This is a genomic window from Novipirellula aureliae, from assembly GCF_007860185.1.
Taxonomy (GTDB): Bacteria; Planctomycetota; Planctomycetia; order Pirellulales; family Pirellulaceae; genus Novipirellula_A; species Novipirellula_A aureliae.
On sequence record NZ_SJPY01000001.1, the window covers coordinates 1,334,380 to 1,343,152 of the forward strand.

General features: G+C 53.3%; 6 protein-coding genes. 4 read left to right on the forward strand and 2 right to left on the reverse strand.

Features of this window, described 5'->3' with window-relative positions; translation table 11 throughout:
* Positions 1-252 precede the first annotated feature (252 nt).
* A complete protein-coding gene (locus Q31b_RS29570; RefSeq protein ID WP_390622307.1) occupies positions 253-354 on the forward strand; it encodes a hypothetical protein in 102 nt (33 codons plus the stop codon).
* Here Q31b_RS29570 and metH read toward each other — a convergent pair.
* Entirely contained in the window at positions 308-4,018 is a 3,711-nt protein-coding gene (gene metH / locus Q31b_RS05095) for a methionine synthase (protein ID WP_146598507.1), read from the reverse strand. The genes Q31b_RS29570 and metH overlap by 47 nt on opposite strands.
* Positions 4,019-4,293: 275 nt before the next feature.
* Between metH and Q31b_RS05100 the strand changes: the two genes are divergently transcribed.
* From Q31b_RS05100 to Q31b_RS05110, 3 genes are all read left to right on the forward strand, one after another.
* Positions 4,294-6,090, forward strand: a complete 1,797-nt coding sequence (locus Q31b_RS05100; protein ID WP_146598508.1) for an NADPH-dependent assimilatory sulfite reductase hemoprotein subunit — start codon at positions 4,294-4,296, stop codon at positions 6,088-6,090.
* Positions 6,091-6,163: 73 nt separating this feature from the next.
* Complete coding sequence (locus Q31b_RS05105; RefSeq protein WP_146598509.1) at positions 6,164-6,598, forward strand: GyrI-like domain-containing protein; 435 nt, start codon at positions 6,164-6,166, stop codon at positions 6,596-6,598.
* A 147-nt stretch (positions 6,599-6,745) separates the two neighbouring features.
* Entirely contained in the window at positions 6,746-7,510 is a 765-nt protein-coding gene (locus Q31b_RS05110) for a hypothetical protein (protein ID WP_146598510.1), read from the forward strand.
* Positions 7,511-7,564: 54 nt separating this feature from the next.
* Here Q31b_RS05110 and Q31b_RS05115 read toward each other — a convergent pair whose 3' ends face one another.
* Entirely contained in the window at positions 7,565-8,107 is a 543-nt protein-coding gene (locus Q31b_RS05115) for an FKBP-type peptidyl-prolyl cis-trans isomerase (protein WP_146598511.1), read from the reverse strand.
* Positions 8,108-8,773 lie beyond the last annotated feature (666 nt).

Consider the following 8,773-nt stretch of genomic DNA (forward strand, 5'->3'; position numbering starts at 1 on the left):
AAAAGGCATTACCTACACCAAACGGTATACTATTCAGAGCGGACGGCAAGGTGTCCATGGAAGGTTGTTTGATTTTCTGGCTGAGAAATGTGACTGCCACTGGGCTAGCGCTTCGTCAAAAGATAACTTTTCGGGTTGCGTTTTTTGTGGCGGTGGCTTCCAGCGGCAGCACGGGGTCTGGAAGCTACAGTCACGTGAATACCGCGCCTTGAAGTTTAATCTGGACAATGCACTAGCTTGGCACGGGCTAGCTTGGCACGGGCTAGCTTGGCACGGGCTAGCTTGGTGCGGGCTAGCTTGGTGCGGGCTAGCTTGGTACGGATTCGTTTGGTACATAGGCCAAGTTGGGGCTAAGCCAACGTTCAACGTCTTGAAGCGGCAGGCCCTTTCGTTTTGCATAGGCTTCGATCTGATCTTTACTCATTCGATCGACGGTGAAATAGCGTGCTTCGGGGTGTCCGAAATACAACCCGCTGACACTGGCGCCGGGCGTCATCGCGAAACTGCTGGTTAGTTCGATGCCCGTGTTCTTCTCCGCATCGAGCAGGTCAAACAACGTTCGTTTTTCGGTATGATCGGGGCATGCCGGGTAGCCTGCTGCGGGCCGAATCCCCCGGTATTTCTCATCGATCAAGTCATCCTTCGACAATCCTTCGGTCTTTCCGAACCCCCACTCCACTCTCGCCCGTTCATGCAACATTTCAGCGAGTGCTTCGGCACAGCGGTCGGCGATCGCCTGAACCAAAATTGCCCGATAATCATCGAGTTCCGCTTTGAACTTCATCGCGAGTTCATCCGCACCAATGCCAGCCGTACAGGCGAATCCGCCGATGTAGTCCTGACGGCTGCTATCCATGGGAGCGATGTAGTCCGCCAACGATCGGTAATCCTTTTGTCCTTTGCGTTGCCATTGTTGACGAAGAAAATGCAGTCGAGCGAGTTCGCTGGATCGTGATTCATCCGAATACAAAATGACATCGTCACCGTCACTCGCAGCCGGCCAAAACCCGTACACCGCATTTGCGCTGATGGACCGATCCGCGATAACCCGATCGAGCAACCGGTTCGCATCGTCGTACAATTCCTTCGCTTGCGGCCCGACAACCTTGTCCTTGAAAATTTTCGGGTACTTGCCCTTCAATTCCCAAGTCATGAAGAAAGGCGACCAATCGATATACTGCCGGATTTCGGTGAGTGGCACATCGTGAAGAACGTGCACCCCCGTCCCGGCTGGCTTATCGATTGGGACATTTGACCAATCGGTTGCAAAACGCTTCTCACATGCCTCGGCGTAGGGAACTAAAGTCTGTTTACGGTCTCGAAAACTGGCGACAAGCTTCTTTTGTGTCTTTACGTTTTCGGCGACAAAAGCATCACGGCCGTCGCTTAGCAGACGCTCGACCACATTCACACTGCGACTGGCGTCAAGCACATGAATCACCGGCCCCTGATAGCCTGGTGCAATCTTAACGGCAGTGTGTTTTGCACTCGTCGTTGCACCGCCGATCAAAAGTGGCATCGTCCTACCGGTGCGCTGCATTTCTTTCGCCACATGCGCCATCTCATCGAGCGAGGGCGTGATCAACCCACTGAGGCCGATCATATCGACACTTTGCTTGGCCGCTTCTTCGAGGATTCTCTCACACGACACCATCACTCCCAAGTCGATCACTTCGTAGTTGTTGCACTGCAACACCACCGAGACGATGTTCTTACCAATGTCATGGACGTCACCTTTGACCGTAGCAATAAGAAATTTCCCGCGTGCCGGATCGTCTTGCACACCTGCGACGGCTTTTTCTTCGTCCATGAACGGTTCCAGATAGGCAACCGCTTTCTTCATGACTCGCGCGGACTTGACAACTTGTGGGAGGAACATTTTCCCGGCGCCAAACAAGTCACCAACCACCTTCATACCGTCCATCAAAGGGCCTTCGATCACTTGGATACAGCGATCGAAAAACAGGCGAGCTTCCTCCGTATCCTCGACAATGTACTTGTCGATCCCTTTGACCAGTGCATGTTTCATCCGCTCAGAGACGGGGGCATCACGCCATGCCAAATCTTCGCCCGACCTTCTTTTTCCGTCCCCTTTCACGGTTTCCGCGAACTCCAACATGCGTTCGGTCGCATCCGAGCGGCGATTGAGCAGCACATCCTCGACCCGTTCGAGCAACTCTTTGGGGACTTGTTCGTAGACCTCCAATTGCCCCGCGTTCACAATCCCCATATCGAGTCCCGCCTTGACGGCATGGAACAGGAACGCGCTGTGGATCGCCTCACGAACGGGGTCGTTCCCACGGAAACTGAAGCTGATATTGCTGACTCCACCACTGGTTTTCGCACCGGGGCATTCCTGCTTGATCCGTCGCACCGCGTTAATAAAATCGACGGCATAGTTATTGTGTTCATCCATCCCCGTGGCGATCGTCAGGATATTTGGATCAAAAATGATGTCTTCGGCTGGAAAATCCAGCTCCGTGGTCAGTAAGTCATAGGCGCGCTTGCAAATCCGCACCTTGCTGTCTTCATCCGCTGCTTGGCCTTCTTCGTCGAATGCCATCACCACGGCAGCGGCACCATATTGGCGGACCAAACGAGCGCGTCTGAGAAACTCGGTCTCGCCATCTTTCAAGGAAATCGAGTTCACGATCGCCTTGCCTTGAACGTTGCGAAGTCCCGCCTCGAGAACCTCCCATTTACTGCTATCGATCATCACGGGTACTGCCGCCGTAACGTGATCGCCGGCAATCAAACGCAGGAACCGCGTCATCGCTTCGACGCCATCGAGCATCCCTTCGTCGAAGTTGACATCGATGATCGTCGCACCGTTTTCGACCTGTTCCCGGGCCACCTCAACCGCCTCTTCATACTTCTCGTCGCGAATCAAGCGAGCAAACTTTTTGCTGCCCATCACGTTCGTCCGTTCGCCAACCATCGTGAATGGGATTTCGGGCCGCATCACCATTGGCAATTGGCCTGACAGTCGCGTGTAGACAGGACCGATCGAATCCTGTTTCGGCTTGAGTCCCTTGATTCGCTGAGCGATCGCATCGATATGTTCGGGAGTCGTACCACAACAGCCACCGAGAACGTTGACCCAGCCGTTGTCGGCATACTCTCCCACCTTGTCAGCCATCGCCTTGGGGCTGAGTTCAAACTCACCCATCTCATTCGGCAATCCCGCGTTGGGGTGACAAGAGACCGGGATCTCAGCAACCCGACCGAGTTCTTCGATATGAGCACGCATCACATCAGGGCCAAGGGCACAGTTCATACCGACCGAAAGTAGCGGAAAATGATTGATGGCGATCCAAAATGCTTCGACACTTTGCGCACTCACAAACGTCCTTCCCCCATCGCCAAATGTGCCGCTGGCCATTACGGGAACCTGCCGTCCACCGCTGTCGAAATAGTCTTGAATGGCAAACAGGCACGCCTTCAAGTTAAGCGTATCGATGGCAGTTTCCGGCATCAAAATATCAACGCCAGCGGCCACCAACGATGCGACTTGCGTGCGATAACTATCGACCATTTGTTCAAACGTCGCGCCGCGATGTGCAGGATCGTTTTCGGTACTAATGGCCAATTGTTTTGTCGTCGGGCCGATCGAACCGGCGACAAAACGAGGCTGATGTGGCGTCCGCTCGGTCCACTCATCGGTCGCCCGCCGGGCGCAGACAACGGCAGCACGATTGATCTCGTCAACCAATTCCGCTGGCAAACCAAACTCGACCATTCCAATGGGCGAGGCACCAAAGGAATTGGTTTCGACGATGTCACTTCCGGCGGCAAGATAGGCTCGATGGATCTCGGTGATCTGATCGGGATGCGTCAGACAAAGAATATCCGAAAAATTTCGAAGGTCTTTGTCATGTTCGGCAAAACGCTCGCCGCGAACCGCTTTTTCATCCAGCCTTAAACGCTGTATCATCGTGCCCATGGCACCATCGAGCAGCAAAATTCGCTCGCGGATGAGTTCGTTCAAGAGGGTCGATGGTGGGGTGGATCGGGGCATAAAGCAGCGTCGTTCTCTTTGGTATTGAAATATGGCAGTGGCACTGGCGGTGACCGTCGTCGTGGGGGCACAGAGCCGCAGCAACGCAAACAAGACTGCGGCTGAAGGCCACTGCCCCGACGTTCTCACCAATGGCCACCCGCCACGAAACTCGAACCGCCTGGACACGGTGCACCTAAAGGTGTAGTATCGAGACACCCTTTGTCAAGAGCCCTTGGCGATTAGACCTACGAACCCAATAGACCTACGAACCCAATTTTGGATAACCATAAAATATGACGACGAGTGATTCCCCCGAAAACAAGATAAAAAAATCAAAGGTTGAACGGATCAAGGAAGCGAGCCTTGGATTGCGTGGAAACATTGCCGCAGAACTTGCCGATCCGACGACCGACTGTGTGCCGGACGAAACAACGAAACTACTTAAGTTTCATGGCACCTATCAGCAAGATGACCGCGACCTTCGTAAGTCGCGGCGTAAGGAAGGGCTGGGGAAAGCTTACTCGTTCATGGTCCGTAATCGAATTCCTGGTGGCAAAATTACCGCCGCGCAGTTCCTGGGTGAACTCGATATCGCCGACGAACTTGGTAATGGGACGATCCGCATCACGACTCGCCAAAGCATCCAATTGCATGGTGTCGTGAAGGACAATCTATGGGGCGTCATCCATCGTATCAACGAGATAAAGCTATCGACGCAATCCGCTTGCGGCGACGTCACCCGCAACGTCTGTTGCTGCCCCGCCCCGCTACGACAAAATGGTCTTCGCGATCAACTACAGCAGCTTGCCGACGAAATTGCCGTTCATGTGCGTCCCAAGACAGGGGCCTATCACGAGATTTGGATCAAGGACCGAGAAACCGGAGAACGAGAACAGGTCGTCGGCCCGCCGCCCGAGGCGGAACCAGACCCGATCTACGGAAAGGCCTACTTGCCGCGAAAGTTTAAGATCGGCTTGGCACTCTGCGATGATAATTGCATTGATGTCTACGATAATGATCTCGGTTTATTAGGTATTGCCGAAGGTGATCGTTTAGTCGGGTTCAACGTCTTGGTCGGCGGTGGAATGGGCACGACGCCGAGCAAGGCGAATTGCTTTCCAGCGCTTGCCAAGCGATTAGCCTTCATCAAACCCGAACACTTGTTGCCGATCATTACGGCTGTCATCATGGTCCAGCGAGACTTTGGCAATCGTGCGGATCGAAGCCAGGCCCGTTTGAAGTACACGATTCACGACATGGGATTAGCCGCCTTCAAGGAAAAAGTGGAATCGTATTTGTCGGAAGCAGAGTCAATCTGTGGCGTTCCCGATGGGACACTGCCACGACCGCTGCCTGATCCCCACAGCGACGATGTGACGGCCCACAATGATCATTTAGGGTGGCACGAACAAGGAGATGGAAAATGGTTCCTTGGCTTGCCAATCGAAAATGGCCGAGTGAAAGATGACGGTAATCTACGCCTGAAGTCAGCTTTCCGTGTCCTCTTTGCAGGTCACGTTAGCAATGCGAGGTTGACGACGGACCAGAATATTTTGCTTTGTGATCTCGAACAAGGCCAGCGTTCAACGATCGAGCACATCCTTGCTGAACATGGCGTGGACACGATTGACAACATCAGCAACGCGAGACGGTTCTCGTTCGCGTGCCCCGCGCTACCGACTTGTGGTTTGGCAGTCACCGAGAGCGAGCGAGCGTTGCCGGGAATCATTGACGAGTTAGAAACGGAACTGAGCCAACTAGGACTTGCGAAGGAACAGTTTACGATTCGCATGACGGGTTGCCCCAACGGTTGTGCGAGACCTTACAACGCCGAACTCGGTTTGGTTGGGCGAAGTGTTGATGGGAAATCCGGGGAAGGACGTTACACGGTCTTTTTGGGCGGAAGCTTACTCGGCACGCGGATGAACGAGGTCTTCAAAGATCAAGTGCCACGCAGTGAAATTGTGCCAACCCTGCGTCCTGTCCTTGTTCACTTCCATCAAAACCGCGAAGCGGATGAGAGCTTCGGTGATTTCTGTCACCGAATCGGCATGGAAGCTCTAGGGAAATTGTCTCCGTCAAGTCCCTGAGACTTCCGTCCACTTTCGAGATGGCAAGCAACTGGAGCTAGAAGACCCAGCCACATTTTAAACGAGAGCAAAAATGAAACCGGAACGACTCACTGCGCGAACACTAATGGGAATCGAGACACGCGCATCGAATGATTCGCCACAGACGATTGGTGAGACGTGGCAACGATTTATGGCCGAACGACTGGCTGACGATATACCGTCGAGAGCCGACGATTGTCTCATCGCCGCCTACTACGATTACGAAGGTGATCACACCAAACCGTATACGTTCTTCGTCGGCTGTGAAGTCGTTGACGTCGCATGTGCTCCCGACGGTTTCGTTTTGAAGGAGATCCCGGCCAACGATTACGTTCCATTCCCCGCGCGTGGTGACATGCCGCAAGCACTGATCGAGACATGGCAACGGATCTGGGCTTCCGACTTACAACGCAATTACAACATCGATTTTGAGCTCCACAATCCCGCGATGCCTGATGAAGTGATGGTCTATGTTGGCGTCCAGTAATTGCGGCCTGCTCCCCGCACGCGATGGCGGACAAGCTTAAGCTTGGATCAGGGTGAAGCCATTGGTCGAGAGGTGGCAGCCAAACTTGCCGTCTTGCCAAAGAAACTCCTCTTGCGTCGTACTGCGGCAATAAGCTAGGAAGCAAAAATGGCAGAATCTCGTAACCATGCATCGCAAAAAACGACAATCGATCGAATACCAAACGGTCTGATTGTGTTGGTATTTGTAGCCTTCTTGTTAAAGGGCCCCGTCGGCGCGCTGGATGCATTTTGGCAATACACGAAATCATTATTGACGTCATTCGCCGGTGGTGAAGATCTGCTGATCGAAGTGCTTTGCCAAACGATCCCTCTGACGCTGTCTATCGCAATCATTGCATATTTGTTCCGCGGCGGTTGGCTCCATTTTCGATCCTCCACGGCCGTCTCGATTTGCAGTATCGTCATTGTCGTCGCCACATGGTTCGGCGGCCAACTTCGGCGAAGCATTGAGAATGACGATGTCGCGATGCCACCTAGAATGAGCAATCGTAGTCTCACTGCCGTTTCGTTGCGAGAACTCAGTGTCAAACGTGACGATTTTCGCGAATACTCAAACGGCGAGAGCATCTCATTGGGCGAGGCCCTAAAGGTTATCACGGATAATCGTTCGATGAATCAAAAAAATGAACCGAGCCGGCAAGGAGCAGTGCCGCGTGTCAGCCTGTTTCCCGAGTCTGGCGGAATTCTAGGCACGACAGCTCGAGCGTTGAATCAGGTTTTGGGGTATTTCGTTTCCTATGGCCCACGACTATTTCTCGCAGCGGTGGTTCTGGGAATCTATATCGGATGCCGGCTCCATTCGCTCTGGGAAGAATGCGGATTCCATGCACCATGGAAGCCAGAATCCATCGAGCAGATCAAGGCAGGCTAGTGCTTTGTCAATCTTGAATGTTGGGGTAGTGGATTCACGTGGTACGTGATTCGATCAGGCCTCATCGACATTCACGAGTTCGACGATGAAGTGAAGATTCGAGTGAGCAGGAATGGAACCGGGGGAACCGTGTTCGCCGTATCCGAGCCTTGAAGGCACCCAAAGTTCAATCATTCCGCCCTCGCCAACGAGTTGCATTCCTTCGGTCCAACCAGCGATGACATTTTGCAAGGGGAAGGTTGTCGGCTCACCTCGCTCATAGGAGCTATCGAATACCTTTCCACTATTGAGCCAGCCGCGATAGTGGACGGTCACCGTGCTGGAGGCCGTCGGTTTCTTGCCGTCGGAATTTCGCAGAATCCGATACTTTAGTCCTGATTCGGTTGCCGAAAACTCCGGCGTGGCACCCGAATCCATTGCCCCCGTTCCGGCCTGAAGCTCAGGCTTGTCGACGAAGGTGAGTGGTTTCCATTGTGGTTTTGCGGTATCAGGGGTTACCAACTCGGACGAAATTTCCGGGCTGGGCTTCGCTGTGGAGCGACACCCCACAACCAGAAATACGAGGCTAAATAGGCACCAAGGCAACCAATTCTTCATTGCAGTTCCAACGCTCCAGTCTCGTACCCGCATCCATCCAATACACCCGTCGGAAGCAAACCGTGCCTCCATTGTTCGGCACAGAGCCTAACGAATATGGACACATCTTGAAAGTCCATCCTTGATCGCTCGTTGCTGTCGTCAATTTTGCTGGGGGGAACGAAACGAGAAGGAACAGCATCGTGGCGAAGGATCATCCTTTGTTAAATGGGTGTTTCCGAAGAATGAGCGGGGCAGCGTACTGAGACTGGCGGTTTTTCAAGGCATCGCAGGGCAGTAAGAATTTGATTCCTGGTTTTGCAGTTTGGACGGAAGTGCTCTAGAGACAATTGAGTTCCGCGTTCATTTGCGTTGGCAACCAGATGCTCGTCGCAGCCTGCGAGGAATCAATTTGAATGACAGGCTGGAAGCCTATCCCACGAGTGTGTGGCTTTTGAGCAGAGTGGCGTAGGCTTCTAGCCTGCGAGGAATGAACTTGAATGACAGGCTGGAAGCCTATCCCACGGGTGTGTGACTTTTGAGCAGAGTGGCGTAGGCTTCTAGTGCTGCGTTACATCTTAATTTTAGGATAGACGGAAAGCAGCTTTGTCCTCGCTTCGTCGATTTTCATTTGCCAATCGACTCCGCGTTGGGTTTCATTTACATCGCTGGCCCAGGCAGAGGTTT

Coding starts and splice junctions, on each gene's coding strand:
- Q31b_RS05100 (WP_146598508.1), top strand. CDS start 4,294: ATGACGACGAGTGATTCCCCCGAAAACAAGATAAAAAAATCAAAGGTT.
- Q31b_RS05105 (WP_146598509.1), top strand. CDS start 6,164: ATGAAACCGGAACGACTCACTGCGCGAACACTAATGGGAATCGAGACA.
- Q31b_RS05115 (WP_146598511.1), bottom strand. CDS start 8,107: ATGAAGAATTGGTTGCCTTGGTGCCTATTTAGCCTCGTATTTCTGGTT.
- metH (WP_146598507.1), bottom strand. CDS start 4,018: ATGCCCCGATCCACCCCACCATCGACCCTCTTGAACGAACTCATCCGC.
- Q31b_RS05110 (WP_146598510.1), top strand. CDS start 6,746: ATGGCAGAATCTCGTAACCATGCATCGCAAAAAACGACAATCGATCGA.